This window comes from Shewanella algicola (assembly GCF_014648035.1).
GTDB classification, from domain to species: Bacteria; Pseudomonadota; Gammaproteobacteria; order Enterobacterales; family Shewanellaceae; genus Shewanella; species Shewanella algicola.
Genome location: NZ_BMQI01000005.1, coordinates 66315 through 86597 on the forward strand (window position 1 = coordinate 66315; position 20283 = coordinate 86597).

Sequence of the window (20283 nt, forward strand, 5' to 3'; positions counted from 1 at the left end):
ATCGTGGCTTTTGATTAAAAGCCGAATGGAGTCTGTTTATGAGTAATGTTCGTTATATTAGTAATTTAACCCGTGATACCTATGCAATTATTCTTGCTGGTGGCCGTGGTTCGCGTTTGTATGAGTTAACCGATTGGCGTGCAAAGCCTGCGTTGTACTTTGGGGGTAAATTTCGAATTATCGATTTTCCGCTATCAAACTGTATTAACTCAGGCATTCGTCGTGTGGGCGTGGTGACACAATACAAGTCTCACTCACTGATACGACATATCACACGTGGTTGGGGCCACTTTAAAAAGGAACTGGGCGAATCGGTTGAAATCTTACCGGCTTCACAACAAACATCAGGTAATTGGTATCAAGGGACTGCCGATGCCGTGTTTCAAAATATCGATATTATTCGTCATGAAATCCCAAAATACGTGATGATTTTATCCGGCGATCATGTATATCGTATGGATTATGCCGGACTATTGGCTGCACATGCAGAGTCGGGGGCCGATATGACCGTATGTTGTTTAGAAACGCCCATACCTGAAGCCGCTGGGGCATTTGGTGTCATGGAAGTTGATGAAAATAGGCGAGTGATTGGCTTTCAAGAAAAACCTGAACACCCTAAACCTACGCCTAATGATCCTGAGAAATGTTTGGCATCGATGGGTAATTATGTCTTTAATACCAAATTTTTGTTTGATCAATTAAAAAAAGATGCCGATAACGTCGCCTCTGATCGCGATTTTGGTAAAGACATTATTCCGTCCATCATTGAACAATTTAATGTTTACGCTTTTCCATTTACCAGCGCGGTACCAGAGCAACCAGCATACTGGCGAGATGTGGGTACCCTTGACTCATTTTTTCAGGCGAATATGGAGCTATTGTCACCTACGCCACAGCTGAACTTATATGATGCTAAATGGCCTATTTGGACTTATCAGGAGCAATTGCCACCGGCAAAATTTGTCTTTGATGATGACGATCGCCGTGGGATGGCCGTAGACTCAATCGTGTCAGGCGGTTGTATTATCTCTGGTGCCAAAGTCAAACGCAGCGTATTGTTTGACGAAGTCCGAGTGTGTTCTTACTCATCGGTTAAAGACTCGGTACTGCTTCCTGATGTCGTGGTATTAAAAAATTGTAATATTCAAAATGCAATTATTGACCGAGGTTGTATCATTCCTGAAGGCACCTTCATTGGCCATAGCCAAGAGCACGATATCGCTAGAGGATTTAGAGTGTCAGAGAAGGGGGTCACCTTGGTGACCCGTAAAATGCTCGGTTTACCCGAAGGTTACTAATAAGGAACCCTGAATGACCCAAGAAAATGTCAACCGCGTTTTGCTGGTGGCAGCAGAAAACGATGCATTGTATGGGGCGAAGGTTGGCGGGATGGCGGATGTTATCCGTGATCTACCGCCTGCATTAGCACAATGCGGAGTCACTGCAGATGTCGCAATGCCAAATTATGGTTTTTTGGCTGAACACTACCATGCTAAGCATTTTGCTAATATTTCGTTAGATTTTGCAGGCTCAAAACACACCGTTAAAGTGTTTTGCATGCCAAGACCCACACATAAAACGGATGCCTCTGCCATCAACAGGATGTCAGATGCAGATTTACAGCCCCAACAGCTGCAAACCAATCCGCCGATGGTATATTTATTTGACCATCCATTATTTAATCATAATGGCCAAGTGTATTGTAATGGTGCTCATGATCGTCCATTTGCAGAAGATGCAACCAAGTTTGCTTTGTTTTCACTCAGTGTTGCTACATGTTTAGTCGACAATATTTTACCGCGTTACGATGTGCTTCATTTGCATGATTGGCATGCTGCCATGGTGGCAATGCTCAGAAAATGTGTCGACTATTTTGATAGCCTCAATTCTATGGAATGTATTTACACCATTCATAATTTAGCCTTGCAAGGTGTACGGCCTTTTAGTGGCGATCATTCATCGTTTCAAGCTTGGTTTCCGCAATATGCGAGTCAGCTTAAACCTGTCGCTAACCAAAGTATTTATGACCCGCGTTATTCCAATTGCATTAATCCAATGCGAATGGGGATTGTACTAAGTGATAAAGTGCATTTAGTGTCACCGACTTATGCCCAAGAAGTGTTATTGCCGTCCGATCATCAAAAGGGCTTTTTTGGCGGTGAAGGATTAGAAGCCGATTTAGCGCTTAAAGCCGAACATCAACAATTGATAGGCATTATTAATGGCTGCATGTATGACGACAGTTCGCAGACAGAAACATCAGCTGCAGATAATACCGTGTTGGATTTACTCACGTTAGCTGAAAATGCCATTTTATCTTGGCAAACAAAAGTAGAGCATGTATCGGCGTTAGACAGCATTGCATTATCACGCATATCACAATTAAAACTGGCAATGAGTCTGGCTGAAAAAGGTGCTCAAACACCATTTTTATTAACCTCTGTCGGCCGATTAACAGAGCAAAAAGTGCTGCTATTGCTACAACCTTATGACAGCCCCAATGGCCAATCTGATATCACCGTACTTGAAGCATTGCTGCAAGCGTTTAAGCAGCTGCAGCCTAATGGGGTATTATTATTGTTAGGCAGTGGTGATGATCAAATTGCCAAGGATTTGCAAACGGTCGCGGCGCGATTTGATAATCTGCTCTTTATGCATGGTTATGATGAGTTATTGTCTGACCGTTTATATCAACAAGGTGATTTGTTTTTAATGCCTAGCTCATTTGAGCCTTGTGGCATTAGCCAAATGCTGGCGATGCGGGAAGGGCAGCCATGTTTAGTGCATGCTGTGGGTGGACTCAAAGATACCATTGAGGACAATGTCAGTGGTTGGGCATTTACGGGTGCATCATTGCCAGAGCAAAGTGAAGCATTAGTTGAGCGCTTCAGGCAAGTGCTGGCTTTGTACGGTACACCGACATGGCGAAAGGTGGCTAAAAATGCGGCCAAACAACGTTTCACCTGGGACAGTGTGGCGAAAGACTATATTGAAAAACTCTATCGGCTTTAAGCCATTACTGAAACATAACCTTAAATACAGCTAAATAAAAAGCACCGACGCATCGGTGCTTTTTTGTTTTAACCTAATCTCAAAGTGAGTTTAGTAAGTGTAACGTAGATCTAAGTAGTAATATCCACCGTTAAATCCAAATGGTGTATTGGTTAATGGGTAAACAAAAATACCATTGAAGTTATTGTCTTCAGGACGTTTCTCTGGGTAGGTATCAAACAAGTTTTGTACTCCGAGTGTTACCGCTAATGAATCAGTTGCTTGATAACGCGTGCTGATGTCTGTTACCCATTTTGCGTCATATTCTACTTCACTTGACGAATAGCCTACGGTGTATTTACCGAAATAGCTAAAACGTAAGTTAGTGGTGAAGTCATCATACCGATGAGTAAAGCCAATATTACCGGTGTTTTTAGGCGTTGCTTCAGTCATACGGATAACTTCAATACGATCAAATAGATCATCTTCTAATCCATCAAGAATAGACGGTAAGTTAATTGATTCAATTTTGGTTTTTTTGTATGAATAAGCAAGATTGGCGCTCACATCACCAAATTGGCCAAGGTCAAACTCCTGGGTCATAACCAAATCAACCCCTTGAGTTTCAGTATCAACTGCATTTATAAAGAAACGCGCTGAGTCGGCATTGCTACCGGCTAAGGCTTCAGCAATCACAGGTGAACTTTCTTGGTCTACCGAACCCGATAAAATAATACGGTCATCAACATTAATTTGATACGCATCTAAAGTCGCCGTAAAGCCATTGTCGCCGTTATACACTAAACCTGCACTGACTGAATGCGAGATCTCAGCTTTAAGATCTGGAATATCTAATGCATCTTTGATTGGCGATAACTGGTTAAAGGTACCTGATTCGCGTGGTACAAACTCACCGGTTACCGGGTCAGGGTCAAAGAAGGTCGATACGTTGGTAAAGTAAAGCTGCTGAACACTTGGTGAACGGAAACCCGTATCTGTGGTTAAACGTAATGCTACATTGTCAGTAATATCGTAACGACCAGACAACTTCCAGCTGGTGTTACTGCCAAAATCTGAATAGTCTTCATAACGCACTGCAGCAGACCAATAAAATTCATTGGTTAACTGGTTTTCAAGTTCGAAGTATATACCGGTATTGGTACGGTCTTCATCCACTTCAGATTCTTTAGTAAAACCACCAAAGCCCTGGCTTCCACCCGCTTTATCTTCGTAATCACCTTTAATGTATGATTCTTCTTGGCCGGCTTCAATTTCATAGCCACTTTCGCGGAATGTGACACCTGTGGCGACCACGATTTCTGAATCATTATAAAAATCATAATAGGTAGACGCATCAAGATTGAGGTTTAACTCACTATTAGACAGGGTGCCAGCATAAAAATCGGTTGGACTCGTTGGACCTAAAGAGGCGTTAATGGTGTTTTCAACGTTATATTCAAAGCTGTTGCTACCGTATCCGGCAGAGGCATCAATGTTCCAATCACCTAATTCAGCGTCATAACCCATTACAAATGAATAATCGAGGATTTCAGGGCTAATTTGTGGTAAATAACCATCTGGGTATACTTCAATAATATTACGTGAATCTATCGCGCGACGGTAAAAAGCACCAGAGGTAGATTCGCGTTGGCTTACGCCACCAAAAGCATAAACTTTACTGGTGTCATTAATGGCTTGTTCAGCATTAACAAATAAGCCATAGTTTTCATATTCGCTGTCGCCAACGTGGTGGTTTTGACGATCAAAGGTTTCTTCACGTGGATCTAAGCTACCATCATCCAATTCTGGGTATTGTTGACGGCTATCAAGACCTGCACGGTTAGTGGCATTTTTTTGATGCGCTTCTAAAGACACATTCACAAAGCCATCATCGCTAAAGCTAAAGCCTTGGTTAAGGCCTACTCGGACTTGCTCTCCGTCACCTTCGTAGGTTTGGCCGATTTGGGTTGAGATGCTGCCGCCTTCATCGCTGTCTTTTAGTACAACGTTAATGACACCGGCAATGGCGTCTGAGCCATATAAAGCAGAAGCACCATCACGCAGTATTTCAATGCGTTTAATCGCAGTCATCGGAATGGCATTTAAGTCAACGTTTGACGAGCCTTTACCCACAGTACCTGATAAGTGCACTAGGGCAGAACCATGACGACGTTTACCGTTTACTAACACTAAAGTGTGGTCAGGTGACATGCCTCGTAAACTCGCCGGACGCACTGCATCGCTACCATCAGTAATGGATGAAAATGGTACGCTGAAACTAGGGGCGGCAAACTGAAGTGCTTTTGCGGTTTCCGTAATCCCGGTCGCTTCAAGTTGCTCAGAGGTAATAATATCAACAGGTGTTGGGCTATCAGTGGCAGTGCGCAGGGCAATACGTGAACCAATCACTTGAATGCGCTCTAGATTTTCACCTTCTTCAGCAGCATAAGCTGTTGGTGCGCTGATACTGGCAATAACTGCCAAACTGACGAGACTTTTATACATTGAGTCATCCTGCTTTAACGTTACGGTAATTTTTATAACATTATAGAGCACTTTTATCGTTTAATAGATCAGTTTCATCTAGTGTCAATTAGTTTAAAGAAGTATAACTAATGACACACAGTTATAGTGAAATTTACTCATACTTACAGGATGTTAATAAGATGTTTAAAACAAATAAAAACGCCCGTTTTGTTAACGGGCGTTTAACATTAACGCTTTTAGTGATGGATTATTTCTACTAAGCTAGCTTGGCAAACTTGCTTGATGAGCTTGAATAAATTGCGACATTGCTTGTTCAGCACGTTGTTGAGCGCTTTCCCAGGTATCAGTCACGTTCATGGTTTCTACTACTTCGTAATAGCACTTAATTTTAGGCTCTGTTCCCGAGGGCCTAACAATGACGCGAGCGCCATTCTCCAGACAATAAATTAATACATCGCTTTTGGGTAAATCAATAACGGCAGTCGTACCATTAGCAAAAGTACGAAGCGACTGGCTTAAATCATCACATGACAGCACAGCATAATCAGCAATTGCTGTTGGCGGTTGTTGGCGTAAAAATTCACCGATATTGGGTGTGTCGGCTTTAAGGGCAATACTCACTTGCGCATTAAGGTGAAAGCCATGCTGGCGATAAATTTGTTCTAACTTATCCCAAACGGTTTGACCTTTTTCGGCTAATTCAGCACAAAGTTGGGCAAATGCCACTAATGAAGACAAACCGTCTTTGTCCCACACCATGCTGCCTACCGTATAACCAAGTGCTTCTTCATAAGCGAATAAGAATTGATTATCAGCCTCGCATTTGTTAATCCCTACATTCATTAACCATTTAAAGCCGGTGAGGGTAGTGTAACAGCTTGCATGTAACGACTGAGCCACTTTAGACAATAAGCTCGAAGACACAATTGTGGTGCCCACTAACCGTTGGTGTGCTGGCGCATGAGATAATAAATAGTCACCAAATAACACGCCAACTTGATCGCCGGTTAGCATTTTATAGTCGTTGTCTGCCGTACGAACGGCTACAGCAAAGCGATCGGCATCAGGATCGTTCGCGCATGCAAGCATGGCTTGATGCTTTTTAGCTTCAGTAATGACTAAATCCATCGCGCCTTTTTCTTCCGGGTTAGGGAAGTTCACCGTAGGGAAGTCACCGTCTGGTTCGCGCTGCGCCGTAACAGAATACACTTGCTTAAAGCCTGCATCGTGTAACACAGCTTCAGCCATATTCGCTCCAACGCCATGCATGGCGGTATAGGCTAGACTTACACTTTTGGGATCGGCATATTGTTGTAACTCACTGGCACTGTGAACGCCTTGACGATACGTCTGATAAAAATCATCTTTAAGCCAAATGAGTTTATCTTGTGCTTTGGCGGCACTGAGTTCCATAAATGGAATAGTTTGGGTTGCAGCCTGTGTAATTCTGGCTGCAATACCTGAGTCGTGCGGTGGAATAATCTGTGCGCCATTTTCCCAATACACTTTATAACCATTATATTGTGGCGGGTTGTGGCTAGCAGTAACCACAATACCTGCCGCAGCATTAAAGTGTTTTACGCCAAATGCCACAAGTGGCGTTGCTGCGACCTGTGTGGTTAAGCGAACGGTAATTCCCATAGCGGTGAGCACGCTGGCAGCATCGTGAGCAAAAACATAGGAGTCATGACGGCCGTCATAACCAATAATGACACCGCGCGTTGCAGCATGACTAATTTGAGATAACAAATATGCGCCTAAACCTGCGGTTGTTTGCCTTACGACTAAACGATTCATGGCCATTGGCCCTGGGCCTACTACACCCCGCAGTCCGGCAGTACCAAATGCTAGCCGGCCAGAAAACATTGCTGTTAATGCTGCTTCATCTTGGTTGTCGACTAGGGTTTGCAATGCTTGTTGAGTTTTTGGATCTGGGTCTTGTTGTAACCATTGGTTAACTTGATGTTGTAAGTGAGTATTCATGATCAACCTCATTGATAATCATTTTCAAACGCTATACTAACAGTAGAAAAATTACTTGATAAGAACAAGTTAAATCGTACTATATCAATAGTAAATAATCACAACGTGGCATATTGAATACCTCACTCATTGCGTTGTGGTCTTTATGGTAAAATGGCCAAATAAAAACGCGTAGTGCAGGGCATTACGCGTTTTTGATTTCTTGAGCGGTATAAACTAAATATTGGTTAGTTAAGGTGTGTCTATCCTTGTTGATAAATTATGCAGTCTGCTATTTTTCTGTCAGACAATCGCTAATTAGCGCCATTTGCCCCGCTAAATAAGTGAATTTGTCAAAATAGCTTTGCTCGTAGGGTTGAGCCTAAAATGGTTTTATGCCGCGTTCGATAATTTCGATGTAGTGCAACGATGCCCGCCACTATTCCCGCAACTATTCCAGCCATTATCCGCATTGCCTAAAGCCATTTTATCTCTCAACATAAAAAATAAACAAAGATTAACAGGCTCTAGGTTTTAGGAAAATTCTGTGGGAAGAAAGCGCGTTTTGCTTCATCATCAAATTCACCTTTAAAGGCGATATCTTTACCAAGGTTACGGGCAGCTTCAATTGCAGGTCGTGCACTTACGCTGTCAAACCAACGTTGTAAATTAGGGTATGGTGCTAAACCTTCTTCACCTAACACAACTGTTGCTTTATCAATCCAGCCCCAGGCTGATACATCTGCAATGGTGTAATCATCACCGACAAGGTATTCACGACCCGCTAAATGGTCGTTTAGTACTTCATAATGGCGCTGTGCTTCACGTAAATAACGGTTGGTTGCATAAGTCATTTCTTCTGGTGCAAAGTGTCTAAAGTGAACTGATTGACCAGAAAAAGGCCCTAAGCCAGTAGCGATAAACATTAACCATGACAGCAATTCACCACGATCTTCTGGTTTACCTAAAAGCTGATTATGTTTATCTGCAAGGTAGAGCAATATGGCGTTTGAGTCGAATACTCTTACACCATTGTCATCAATAGCAGGGGTCTTAGCGTTTGGGTTTATCGCCTTAAACTCAGCGGTATGTTGCTCACCTTTAAGTGTATCAACAGGTACCAGTTCAAATGGTAAACCTGTTTCAGCTAAAAACAACGCGACTTTCATTGGATTTGGGCCGGGATGGAAATAAAACTTAAGCATGGGTCACTCCTTTTCTGATAATGATGATATTGAAACAGATTTTGAATGAATGCTCAAGATGCGTTTGAGCGAATGGTCAATTAGGTTCTGAGATTGCGTTTTTAAGCTATTCAATAAAGGTTAAATCGCAAATAGTGTTATTGTGATGTGTTTGCCAACTTACGTTATGCTAAACCATGCTAATCATAGATTCACTAAGAGGGTGTAAATGATTGAAATGTATGAGACCCAAATAATTGCGTTTATTAACAAACAGATGCAACAAGACCTGGCGCATGATCTTAATCATGTGTATAGAGTCGTTAACACCGCTAAAGCATTATGCTTAAGTGAAGGTGCTATGGTCGAAGTAGTGCTGCCAGCAGCTTATTTACATGATTGCTTCTCGTTTGCTAAAAATCATCCAGACCGTGCTCAAAGCTCACGTTATGCAGCAGATAAAGCCATCGCATTTTTACAGAGTATTGATTATCCAACTCAATTTTCACCTGCCATTCACCATGCGATAGTTGCGCACAGCTTTAGCGCCAATGTTGCGCCACAAAGTGTCGAAGCTCAAATAGTTCAAGATGCCGACAGGTTAGATGCATTAGGCGCCATAGGTATTGCAAGGTGTCTTCAAGTGAGCACCAGCCTTGGTGTGAGCTTATATGATGTTGATGATCCATTTTGTATAAACAGACAAGCTAATGATCGTCTTTTTGCGATTGACCACTTTTACACAAAATTATTTAAGCTTGCTGATACCATGCACACCCCATCTGCAAAAATAGAAGCCAGCAAAAGAATTGAGTATATGAAAAGCTTTTTAGCTCAAATAAATACTGAGATTTAACGACTTTGCAAATATCAGCGTATTACTGTTTATTCAGATTTTCCAACAAGGGCAAGATTTTACTGACTTTATCAAAGCTTTCTTGATATTCCGCTTTCGCATCAGAATCCGCCACAATACCGCCGCCGGCCCAACAATAAATGCGGTTTTGCTCGGTCACTAAGGTGCGAATGGTAATACTGGTGTCCATATTGCCGTCATGGCTGATGTAACCAATACTGCCGCAATAAAGATTACGTCTTGATGGTTCTAACTCTTCAATAATTTGCATGGCGCGTATTTTAGGCGCGCCAGTAATTGAGCCGCCAGGAAAGGCGGCCTGGAGTAAATCAAAGGCATTATGATCATCTGCCAGAGTAGCGGTTACCGTGCTCACTAAATGGTGCACCGCAGGAAAGCTCTCAATAGCAAATAATGAGGGCACTTTAACACTGCCAGGCGCTGCAACTTTACCTATATCGTTACGCAGTAAATCCACAATCATGACATTTTCTGCGCGATCTTTTTCAGAATGACTAAGGGTGTCGGCAGCAAGTTTATCCTGAACGGGGTCAAGACTGCGTGGCAAGGTGCCTTTAATGGGTTTGGTTTCAATATTTTTTTGCTGTAAGCGAATAAAGCGCTCCGGCGATATCGATAACACACAATGCTCGGGTAAACGCATAAATGCTGAAAAGGGCGCTTGGTTAGCATGCGACAATGCACAATAAGCCTGCCATTCGTCACCTTGATAATGCGCTTCAAAACGCTGAGTTAAATTGATTTGATAGCAATCACCGCTGAGTAAATACTCATGTACCTGAGCAAATTTTTGTTGGTATTGCTGCTCAGTAAGTTGGTTTTGCCATGCTGAGGTTAAAGTAAAATCTTGTGTGGCAACGAGAGACAGTTTTTTGAGGTCATACTGATTTTTTATTTTTGATTGAATTAAATTCACTTCAGCTTCGAGCGCAACCTTTCCATTGTAATGGTAGGCATACCAGGTTCTTTCTGTATAACAGTAAATAAGGCAAAAATCGTAAAAACCGATATTCATATCTTTAAGGTGAATATCTTTGTCGGCTGTTTGTGGCAGTTTTTCAATACTGCGGCCTAAATCATAACCCCATGCGCCGACAGCACCGACACTAAAAGGGTGTTCACACGCTTGTTGAGTGGGATAAAGCAAAGTGTGAATGCGGGCTAAGTTTTCAAGAGGCGACAACGCAACTGAAGGCGTAATATTAAGTTGCCCAATATCGTGATGGATAGGGGTAAATTGGCACAGGCCATCATCGCTGGTTAAGGTCGCAATTGGGTTAAAGGCAATAATGTCAAACTTCGCATCTGGGTGCGCGGCATTGGCGGAGTCGAGTAATATGGCCCAGGGGTTATCACTAATTAATGCAAACAGTTGTTTAGTGTCAATTTTCCAATCTAATTTTTGCCCATAGAGTGCGTTTTTTACCCGCGCAAACATCGATTACCCTTATCTAAAAATGTGATGTAGCCCAAAAAGGATGGAAAGAGTATCATATTGGTCTAAATAGTTAACCTCGTTTGGTAGCCGTTTAATGACGCGTAATTGAGTCAGTTAATAATAACGAGATGGTTACCCAAACGTTTCTGTTGATAAAGATAATAATGTTAGGCCGCAATGGCTGCTGGAGCGCCCCATATGTCGAGCAATACCCCTACAACTACTTCCAATACTCCTGTTGTAATTAAACAGGCCGACTTTATTGAAAGCATCGCTGATTCACTGCAATACATTTCCTACTACCATCCAAAAGATTTTGTTGATGCGATGTACAAAGCGTACCAACGTGAACAAAGCGCAGCGGCTAAAGATGCAATAGCGCAAATTTTAATTAACTCGCGTATGTCAGCTGAAGGTAAGCGTCCACTGTGTCAAGACACGGGTATTGTGACCACATTTGTTAAAATTGGTATGTCTGTACAGTGGGATAAAACAGACATGACAGTACAAGAAATGGTCGATGAAGGTGTTCGCCGCGCTTACACCAATCCAGATAACCCATTACGGGCATCGATTGTCGCCGATCCTGCTGGCACGCGTAAAAATACCAAAGACAACACCCCGTCGGTGGTACACATTGACATGGTTGCGGGCAATCAAGTTGAAGTAATGATTGCAGCAAAAGGCGGCGGTTCTGAAAACAAATCTAAAATGGCGATGTTAAACCCGTCAGATGACATTGCAGCCTGGGTTGAAAAAACCTTACCGACAATGGGTGCGGGTTGGTGTCCACCAGGCATGCTCGGCATAGGTATTGGCGGCACGGCTGAAAAAGCCGCGGTAATGGCAAAAGAGTCATTAATGGATCCTGTTGATATTCACGAGTTAATGGCGCGCGGTGCTGAAACAACTGAAGAGAAGTTACGTCTCGATATTTTTGAGCGCGCTAACAACCTTGGTATAGGTGCGCAAGGTTTAGGTGGTTTAACCACAGTGCTAGACATCAAAATCAAATCAGCGCCAACTCATGCTGCCTCTAAGCCTGTGGTGATGATCCCAAATTGTGCGGCAACCCGCCATGTGCATTTTCATTTAGACGGTACAGGTCCAGTTGATTTAGTTCCTCCATCATTGTCTGATTGGCCTGAAATCACTCGCGAAGCGGGCGAGAACACTCACCGTGTCAATCTAGATAACATCACACAAGCTGAAATCGAAACCTGGAAGAGCGGTGATACCTTATTACTTAACGGTAAAATGTTAACCGGTCGCGATGCTGCGCATAAACGCATTCAATCGCTATTAGATTCTGGCGAAGGTTTGCCTGAAGGTGTCGATTTTACCGGTAAGTTTATTTACTACGTCGGCCCAGTTGATCCTGTGCGTGAAGAAGTAGTTGGCCCAGCAGGCCCAACAACGGCAACCCGTATGGATAAATTCACCGACATGATGTTAGACAAAACCGGTCTAATGGGCATGATTGGTAAGTCTGAGCGTGGTCCTGAAACCGTCGCGTCAATTAAAAAGCACAAAGCTGTATATTTGATGGCAGTGGGCGGCGCGGCTTATTTAGTGTCTAAAGCCATTAAAAAAGCTCGTGTTGTGGCATTTGAAGACTTGGGGATGGAAGCCATTTACGAGTTTGAAGTACAAGATATGCCTGTGACCGTTGCGGTTGATTCTAATGGCGTTAACGCTCATGAGACTGGCCCTGCAATATGGAAAGTCAATATTGCCAATAGCAAAGCCAAGTAAGCAATGACAAGCTAGAAAACATCGACAATCTTGTTAAACAGCATGATGTCATGTGATAAGACGCTCAGGTTTACAGCTTTTTACAAAAGGCCTGTTGCCTGAGTGTTTTGCTTTCGCTAGTCTGCAATACATATTTATCGTAAGCCATGCACAACACGGCTCACAATCACTACTAAAACAATTGAGACTCGATAACAATGAAAAAGTCCACTGTATTATTTGCACTGGTTGCCGCCGGAATGGCAAGGTCAGCGCTTGCGGCTGAGCCGACCCCTTTTAATGTGCAACAATTAGTTAATTTAAATAAATTGCATTCAGCCGCTGTGTCAAACGACGGTAAAAGCCTGGTTTATGGCGTTAAAGTGGTTGATGATCAAGGCGAAGCCAGCTCTGATCTGTATCTACTCGATTTAACCAATAAAAATGCGCAGCCAAAACAGATAACCGCTGCGGCAGGTACTGAACATGATGTGAGTTTTTCTGCCGACAATAAATCGATTTATTTCCTTGCGAGCCGCACGGGCAGCAGCCAGTTATACCAATTGGCGCTTAATGGCGGTGAAGCCATGGCGGTTACCGATTTACCATTAGATATCAATGGTTATAAATTGTCGCAAGATGGCAAGCAAGTTGTTATGACCATGCGTGTGTTCCCTGAATGCAAAGATTTAGCCTGTTCTAAAGACAAGTTCACTGCCATTGATGAAAGCAAAACCTCAGGCCGTGAATATAAACAGTTGATGGTTCGCCACTGGGATACCTGGGAAGACCATGCCCGCAATCATTTATTTGTGGCGCAATTAAACGGTAAAAAAATTACCGAGCCAACTAATGTAACCGCTAATCGCGATACAGAAACGCCGCCAAAGCCGTTTTCTGGCATGGAAGAAGTGACCTTTACCCCAGATGGTAAACACGTGGTGTATAGCGCAAAAGCGCCAAGTCGCGATCAAGCTTGGACCACTAACTACGATTTATGGCAAGTACCTGTTACCGGCGGTGAAACTCTTAACTTAACCGAAGCAAACACCGCATGGGACTCACAGCCAACATTTTCAGCTGATGGCCGTTATTTAGCGTATTTAGCCATGACCAAGCCAGGTTACGAAGCAGACCGTTACCGCATCATGTTACGTGACAATGTCACTGGCCAAGAAAAAGAAGTCGCACCTTTGTGGGATCGTAGCCCAAGTTCACTGACATTCAGTGCCGACGGCCGTACTTTGTACGTCACCGCACAAGATCTTGGTCAGGTGTCTATCTTTGAAGTGAACACCCAATTTGGTGATGTGCGTCCAATTTACAATCAAGGCAGTAACAGCTTAATCGCTGTGACAAACAATCAATTGATTTTCAAAAAATCATCTTTAGTTGAACCGGGTGATTTATTTAGCGTGACCTCAGAAGGTGAGCAGCTTACACAGCTAACTGACGTCAACAAAGACAAACTGGCTAACATCAAATTTGGTGAGTATGAGCAGTTTAACTTTAAAGGTTGGAATGATGAAACCGTACATGGTTACTGGATTAAACCGGCTAACTATGTTGAAGGTAAACAATACCCGATTGCGTATTTAGTTCACGGTGGTCCGCAAGGTTCATTTGGTAACAGTTTTAGTGGTCGTTGGAACGCACAGCTTTGGGCCGGTGCTGGTTATGGCGTCGTGATGGTCGACTTCCACGGTTCTACAGGTTATGGCCAGGCGTTTACCGACTCTATTGGTAAAGATTGGGGTGGAAAACCGCTAGAAGATCTTAAAAAGGGCATGGCGTCAGTTACCGCACAACAACCTTGGTTAGATGCCAACAATGCATGTGCCTTAGGTGGTTCATACGGCGGTTACATGATGAACTGGTTCCAAGGTAATTGGAACGACGGTTTCCAGTGTCTTGTTAACCACGCAGGTTTATTTGATATGCGCTCAATGTACTACGTGACTGAAGAGTTATGGTTCCCAGAATATGAATTCGGCGGTACGTACGACAAAAATAAAGAGCTGTTTGAGAAGTTTAACCCAGTTAACTATGTTGAAAACTGGAAAACGCCAATGTTAGTGATCCACGGTGAAAAAGATTACCGCGTACCCTATGGTCAAGGCTTAGCGGCATACACTTACATGCAACGTAATGGCATTCCATCTGAGTTGTTAGTGTTCCCAGATGAAAACCATTGGATTTTAAATCAAGACAATTTACAACAGTGGTACAAAAATGTACTCGGTTGGATGGATCGCTGGACAGCAAAATAGTGATTACCATGAACTAAATCGATAACGTTAATACCACTCAAAACGGTATTACAGATTAAGCAAGAGATGCCACCTTAGGTGACATCTCTTTTTTTATGTCTAAGTTTACCTTAACGTTAGTATTTTTCATCATGGTTGTTTTCTGCTCAATATTGTGAGGTATGACTGAAATGCATAATTAAAAACGAGACTTACCTCAAACATGCCATTTCACGTAAATATCCAACATTATTGATCTGTTGAAGCCTTTTGAGTACATATTAAAAGCAGTTTATGAAATAAAATTACACCAAATTTCATCCAGTAGATCATTGGAGTATCGTAATTATAATATTTTGCAGCAAATCACATTAGCTTTTCTAAGGCAAAGTGGCATTTAAATAGCAAAAAATCTCATTATGTAAATCAACATGTTTCGGCTACATTAGCGCGCTCAGAATCGAGCGTCAAAACAGGTAATTTCAAGAGGGTTCAGTTAGTGGATTTCATGCTTTATATCAAGTTCTTCTTAGGACTGTTAGCGATAATCAATCCGGTAGGGTTGTTGCCTGTTTTTGTCAGCTTGACGAGCCATCAAACCGAAGTTGAGCGCCAACATACCAATCGGGCCGCTAACTTTGCTGTGGTGGTGATTTTATTGGTGACCATGATCGCCGGTCAGCATATTTTGAGTATGTTCAGTATTTCATTGTCAGCATTTCGGATTGCTGGCGGTAGCTTGATTTGTATTATTGCGATGTCGATGTTGCAAGGTAAAATCAGTGAGGTAAAACGTAACCAGGAAGAGGATCGTGAGTCTTCTGGAATGGAATCTGTCGCAGTCGTGCCTTTAGCGTTGCCTTTAATGGCAGGGCCAGGTGCAATTAGTTCGGTTATCGTATTTGCTGCAGAACATAACAAAATGGTTAACTTTATTGGGATGTTTTTAACCATTGTCACTCTAGGGTTAGTGAGCTGGGGGCTATTTCGTATGGCGCCAGTGTTATTTAAGTTCTTAGGTAAAACCGGCATTAACGTTATTACTCGTCTAATGGGCTTATTGATGCTGTCGTTAGGTATTGAAGTGATTTCAGCGGGTGTAAAAGGCTTGTTTCCTACCTTGATTGGATAGATTTTGCGTAAGTTGACGAGCAATTGTGCAAACGCTTGATCCTGGGGTGATTTAGCTTGACCCGCTATCGGCATTTGCGTAAAGTACCGCACGATTGGCATTACAGCTGCTATTGGGCATTAACGCTTAAAACAATGTAATGCTTTATTAAATAGGCAGGTTAGATTAATAACGCGTGTATTTAATGAAAACGAAAAGAATAAATGGATTTGAATATGTAAGGTATTTGAATCTACAAAATTGGTGAGCTGGCTGAGTGGCTGAAGGCGCACGCCTGGAAAGTGTGTTTAGGTTTATCCCTAACGAGAGTTCGAATCTCTCGCTCACCGCCAAATATGAAAAAAGACGTCTTCGGACGTCTTTTTTCATTTCTAATAAGATAACCTCACTCAAGTGTATTGACCTTTGAGTGAATGCTATACTGACTCCACGCTATTTTCTGTTCTATTATTGAGTACTCATTTCATGCCATTTTCGACACTTGGATTACGCGACACTATTGTCAAAGCCTTAGCTGAAGTGGGTTACAGCAACCCAACGCCTATTCAACAACAAACTATTCCGGTCATTTTACAAGGTAAAAACCTACTTGCCGCAGCACAAACCGGTACCGGTAAAACAGCCAGTTTTGTGTTGCCAATATTAGAGCGTTTAGCCGACACGCAAACCCAGCGCAAAAAACGTATTCGTGCGCTTATTTTAACGCCAACACGCGAGCTTGCTGTGCAGGTTCAAAGTAATATCGTTGCGTATGCCAAATATGTTGGAGTGTCATCGTTTGTGATTTACGGTGGTGTTGATGAAAAGCCGCAAAAACAAGCGTTGCTCGACGGTGTCGACATTTTAGTGGCAACGCCAGGTCGTTTACTTGATTTATACACCCAAAGAGCGGTGCACTTTGACGAGTTAGAAGTGTTAGTGCTTGATGAAGCTGACCGCATGTTAGACATGGGCTTTATTGAAGACATCAATAAAATCATTGATAAACTGCCATCAGAACGTCAAAGCTTGTTATTTTCGGCGACGTTATCAAATCAAGTCCGTGCTTTGGCAAAAACCGCCATTCATCGTCCAGTAGAAATCTCGGTCATTGCTGATAAAAGCTCTGCACCTAAAATTTCGCAATGGTTAACCACGGTCGATAAAGACAAAAAATCAGCATTGTTGAGTCATTTGATTAAAACCCAAGCCTGGGATCAAGCGCTTATTTTTATTGAAACTAAGCAAGGCGCTGCCAAGTTAGTCAGTCAACTGGAAAAACGCGATATTGAGGCTGAATGCATACACAGTGGCCGTAGCCAACCTGTACGTGAACAAATTCTTGCTGATTTTAAATCTGGTAAAATTCAATACTTGGTCGCAACGGGTATTGCATCGCGTGGTATTGATATTGACGATCTTTCACGAGTCATAAACTACGATTTACCGTATCCAGCTGATGATTACATTCATCGCATTGGTCGTACCGGCCGTGCTGGTGCTGTCGGTGAGGCAATATCCTTTGTCTCTAAAGATGATTTTAAAAACCTCTGTATGATTGAAAGCCGTTTAGGTCATTTGCTAGAACGTAAAGTGATTGACGGCTTTGAGCCGAAAAAGCCAGTACCTGAGTCTATCCTCAACTACATGCCTAAAAGTCGTCAAAATAAGTCCAAAACGCAGGATGAAAGGCCGACCTTAAGTTTAGGTAAATCTAAAAGTGACAGTAAAGACTTTAGAAAAGCCAAAACCCAGAAAGCACCAGTAAAAAAAGGCCCAAAGCCTAATCCGTGGAATCTATAAGCTTATTACTTTTTGGCGAAACCTTTACTCATAAAGCGCTTATACATTAAGCGCTTTATTGATGTTGCTGTAACTCGTGGTTTTGTTGATAGGCAAGGGCTGTTATCTGGCAATACCATGCGCAATGCGTGTGGTACAACTTCAAAGTGCATTTGTTTGTGTATGGCTTGCCACAGGCTTAAATGAAAGTTATCGCTAATGATTCAAAGTGCCGATGACCCTTGCAAAGTGATTTTTGCCTAGATTGCGATAGCATCCAATCGCCACGATTTACCTCTCCAGCAATTCACTCAATAAAGATCAATTGCACCTCATAATTCGTTGACGGAATAAGTATTTTTTTGTGTCACAAAAGATGTCAAATTGCTGCAAAACATCAATGAACATGGTTAACTATATCAAGAGTAAAAATCATTTAAGGCTTTGGCGTTAACTGGATGGTTAACGTCATTAAACAACGATTAAATCGCAATCAAAAATACAAAAACAATAAATTTAGGGATATAAAATGAACAAAGCATTATTGCCTTTAGCTGTCTCTTTGGCACTAACAAGTTTGCTAGGCTGTAGCGACAATCAAGCGAGCGTTGCGACAGAGCAAACGCCTGCAGTAAAAGACGTTACCTCAGTTGTTGCCCCAAAAGCGGTAGACTTTAACCAATATTCACAACAGTTTATCGATGATTTATGGGCGCTGTCACCAACATGGGCACTTTACAGTGGTAAACATGTTAACGATGGTTATCTTGATATTCCCAATAAACAAAGCCGTGCCAACACCATGGCTTTTGTCGACAAGCAACAAACTGGCCTTGCCCAATTTGATCCACTGACATTAACCCCTAATCAACAGATAGATTATAAATTGTTGGTTAATCTCGTGGAGTCGATGAAATGGGACGTTCAAAGTTTTAAAAGCTGGCAGTGGGATCCATCAAACTATAATGTGGCTGGCGGTTTTGCCCAAATTATTAATGAAGACTTTGCCCCGCTTGATGAACGCCTAGCGTCTGTGATTGCCCGCCTTGAAAATGTGCCAGCTTATTATGAAGCGGCCAGAGCAAATATTAGTGACCCAACCCTTGAGCATACGCAATTAGCGATAATGCAAAACCAAGGTGCGTTTTCGGTATTGTCTGATGCACTAGTCAAGCAAGTGGCAGACTCAGGCTTAACCTCTGAACAAAAAGCGCTGTTTAGTGCGCGCTTTGATGCGGCAACCGCGGCAATTACCCAACATATTGAGTGGTTAACTGAGCTTGAAGCCAAGCTCACCAAAGACGGTGCACGTGATTTTCGTATTGGTGAAACCCTATACGAAGAAAAGTTTGCTTTTGATATTCAGTCAGGCATGACAGCAAAACAGTTATATGACAAAGCCATAGCAGATAAAAATCAAATCCAGCAAGAAATGGCTAAAATCACCTCAAAAATTTGGTCAAAATACATCGACACACCAAAACCTGCAGATGACAAAGTGGCGATTCGTCAGTTAATCGATGTGCTATCAGCAAAACATGTTAAGCGTGAAAACTTTGTTGAAGAAGTGCGTAAACAAATCCCTGAACTGATCAAATTCGTCAACGACAAGCAACTCGTTACCCTTGACCCAAATAAACCATTAATAGTACGTGAAACACCTGAGTACATGCGCGGGTTTGCAGGAGCGTCTATTAGCGCACCAGGGCCATATGATCAAGGCGGTAATACCTACTATAACGTGTCGCCATTAGATAGCATGAGCGATGAGTCAGCCGAAAGTTATTTACGTGAATATAACCATTGGATTTTGCAGGTTCTGAATATTCACGAGGCAATCCCTGGCCATTACACCCAGCTTGTATACTCGAATCAATCTCCAAGTTTAGTCAAAAGCTTGTTTGGAAATGGTGCCATGATTGAAGGTTGGGCGGTGTACACAGAGCGCATGATGCTCGAAGAGGGCTATGGCGATTTTGAACCTGAAATGTGGTTAATGTATTACAAATGGAACCTGCGAGTAATATGTAACACCATCTTAGATTACGGCATTCAGGTTAAAGGCATGGGTGAACAAGAGGTGATAAACCTACTTGAAAACGAAGCCTTCCAACAACGTGCTGAGGCAGAAGGTAAATGGCGCCGTGCAACATTAAGCCAGGTGCAGCTTACTAGCTATTATGCGGGTTATCGTGAAATTTATGATTTCCGTGAGCAGCAAAAAACCAAGTTAGGCGACGATTTTGACTTAAAGCAGTTCCATGAACAGTTTTTAAGCTATGGCAGTGCTCCGGTGAAGTTCATTAAACAGTTAATGACCGAGAAGTAATTATCAATTTAAAGAACGTAAACAAAATGGCCTGATATTTCAGGCCATTTTCATATCTGCCCCCAAATTTGCTAAGAATGTGATATTGCTACATGGCCTGCTGTTAATAGTTATGATAACCTAAATAGAAATCGTTATC

12 protein-coding genes and 1 tRNA gene are annotated in these 20283 nt (G+C 42.4%); 9 read left to right on the plus strand and 4 right to left on the minus strand.

Features of this window, described 5'->3' with window-relative positions; genetic code table 11:
• Positions 1–38 precede the first annotated feature (38 nt).
• Both glgC and IEY42_RS03605 read left to right on the plus strand, forming a co-directional pair.
• On the plus strand, positions 39–1298 hold the full coding sequence (gene glgC / locus IEY42_RS03600; RefSeq protein ID WP_188923974.1) for a glucose-1-phosphate adenylyltransferase: 1260 nt from the start codon (positions 39–41) through the stop codon (positions 1296–1298).
• 13 nt (positions 1299–1311) lie between these two features.
• Entirely contained in the window at positions 1312–3012 is a 1701-nt protein-coding gene (locus IEY42_RS03605; protein WP_188923975.1) for a glycogen synthase, read from the plus strand.
• 90 nt (positions 3013–3102) lie between these two features.
• On the opposite strand, the gene IEY42_RS03610 is transcribed toward IEY42_RS03605, so the two are convergent.
• From IEY42_RS03610 to IEY42_RS03620, 3 genes are all read right to left on the minus strand, one after another.
• A complete protein-coding gene (locus IEY42_RS03610) occupies positions 3103–5496 on the minus strand; it encodes a TonB-dependent receptor plug domain-containing protein (protein WP_188923976.1) in 2394 nt (797 codons plus the stop codon).
• Between the two features lie 243 nt (positions 5497–5739).
• The gene (locus IEY42_RS03615; protein WP_188923977.1) at positions 5740–7461 is read right to left on the minus strand and encodes a phospho-sugar mutase; all 1722 of its coding nucleotides are present in this window, start codon (positions 7459–7461) and stop codon (positions 5740–5742) included.
• A gap of 506 nt (positions 7462–7967) precedes the next feature.
• Positions 7968–8645, minus strand: coding sequence for a glutathione S-transferase family protein (locus IEY42_RS03620; protein WP_188923978.1), 678 nt, complete (start codon positions 8643–8645; stop codon positions 7968–7970).
• 208 nt (positions 8646–8853) lie between these two features.
• Here IEY42_RS03620 and IEY42_RS03625 point away from each other — a divergent pair, with 208 nt between their 5' ends.
• Entirely contained in the window at positions 8854–9480 is a 627-nt protein-coding gene (locus IEY42_RS03625) for an HD domain-containing protein (RefSeq protein ID WP_188923979.1), read from the plus strand.
• 22 nt (positions 9481–9502) lie between these two features.
• Here the strand turns inward: IEY42_RS03625 and pabB are convergent, their stop codons facing one another.
• The gene (pabB, locus tag IEY42_RS03630) at positions 9503–10939 is read right to left on the minus strand and encodes an aminodeoxychorismate synthase component I (RefSeq protein ID WP_188923980.1); all 1437 of its coding nucleotides are present in this window, start codon (positions 10937–10939) and stop codon (positions 9503–9505) included.
• Positions 10940–11137: 198 nt separating this feature from the next.
• Between pabB and IEY42_RS03635 the strand changes: the two genes are divergently transcribed.
• From IEY42_RS03635 to IEY42_RS03660, 6 genes are all read left to right on the plus strand, one after another.
• Positions 11138–12694, plus strand: a complete 1557-nt coding sequence (locus IEY42_RS03635; protein ID WP_188923981.1) for a fumarate hydratase — start codon at positions 11138–11140, stop codon at positions 12692–12694.
• A gap of 197 nt (positions 12695–12891) precedes the next feature.
• Positions 12892–14943 carry a dipeptidyl-peptidase 5 gene (locus tag IEY42_RS03640; RefSeq protein ID WP_188923982.1) on the plus strand — a complete coding sequence of 684 codons (2052 nt, stop codon included), beginning with the start codon at positions 12892–12894 and terminating at the stop codon, positions 14941–14943.
• 478 nt (positions 14944–15421) lie between these two features.
• The gene (locus tag IEY42_RS03645; RefSeq protein ID WP_188923983.1) at positions 15422–16054 is read left to right on the plus strand and encodes a YchE family NAAT transporter; all 633 of its coding nucleotides are present in this window, start codon (positions 15422–15424) and stop codon (positions 16052–16054) included.
• 242 nt (positions 16055–16296) lie between these two features.
• Positions 16297–16386, plus strand: a tRNA-Ser gene (locus IEY42_RS03650).
• A gap of 133 nt (positions 16387–16519) precedes the next feature.
• Positions 16520–17836, plus strand: coding sequence for a DEAD/DEAH box helicase (locus IEY42_RS03655; RefSeq protein ID WP_188923984.1), 1317 nt, complete (start codon positions 16520–16522; stop codon positions 17834–17836).
• Between the two features lie 508 nt (positions 17837–18344).
• Positions 18345–20144, plus strand: a complete 1800-nt coding sequence (locus IEY42_RS03660; RefSeq protein WP_188923985.1) for a DUF885 domain-containing protein — start codon at positions 18345–18347, stop codon at positions 20142–20144.
• Positions 20145–20283 lie beyond the last annotated feature (139 nt).

Coding starts and splice junctions, on each gene's coding strand:
- glgC (WP_188923974.1), top strand. CDS start 39: ATGAGTAATGTTCGTTATATTAGTAATTTAACCCGTGATACCTATGCA.
- IEY42_RS03605 (WP_188923975.1), top strand. CDS start 1,312: ATGACCCAAGAAAATGTCAACCGCGTTTTGCTGGTGGCAGCAGAAAAC.
- IEY42_RS03610 (WP_188923976.1), bottom strand. CDS start 5,496: ATGTATAAAAGTCTCGTCAGTTTGGCAGTTATTGCCAGTATCAGCGCA.
- IEY42_RS03615 (WP_188923977.1), bottom strand. CDS start 7,461: ATGAATACTCACTTACAACATCAAGTTAACCAATGGTTACAACAAGAC.
- IEY42_RS03620 (WP_188923978.1), bottom strand. CDS start 8,645: ATGCTTAAGTTTTATTTCCATCCCGGCCCAAATCCAATGAAAGTCGCG.
- IEY42_RS03625 (WP_188923979.1), top strand. CDS start 8,854: ATGATTGAAATGTATGAGACCCAAATAATTGCGTTTATTAACAAACAG.
- pabB (WP_188923980.1), bottom strand. CDS start 10,939: ATGTTTGCGCGGGTAAAAAACGCACTCTATGGGCAAAAATTAGATTGG.
- IEY42_RS03635 (WP_188923981.1), top strand. CDS start 11,138: ATGTCGAGCAATACCCCTACAACTACTTCCAATACTCCTGTTGTAATT.
- IEY42_RS03640 (WP_188923982.1), top strand. CDS start 12,892: ATGAAAAAGTCCACTGTATTATTTGCACTGGTTGCCGCCGGAATGGCA.
- IEY42_RS03655 (WP_188923984.1), top strand. CDS start 16,520: ATGCCATTTTCGACACTTGGATTACGCGACACTATTGTCAAAGCCTTA.
- IEY42_RS03660 (WP_188923985.1), top strand. CDS start 18,345: ATGAACAAAGCATTATTGCCTTTAGCTGTCTCTTTGGCACTAACAAGT.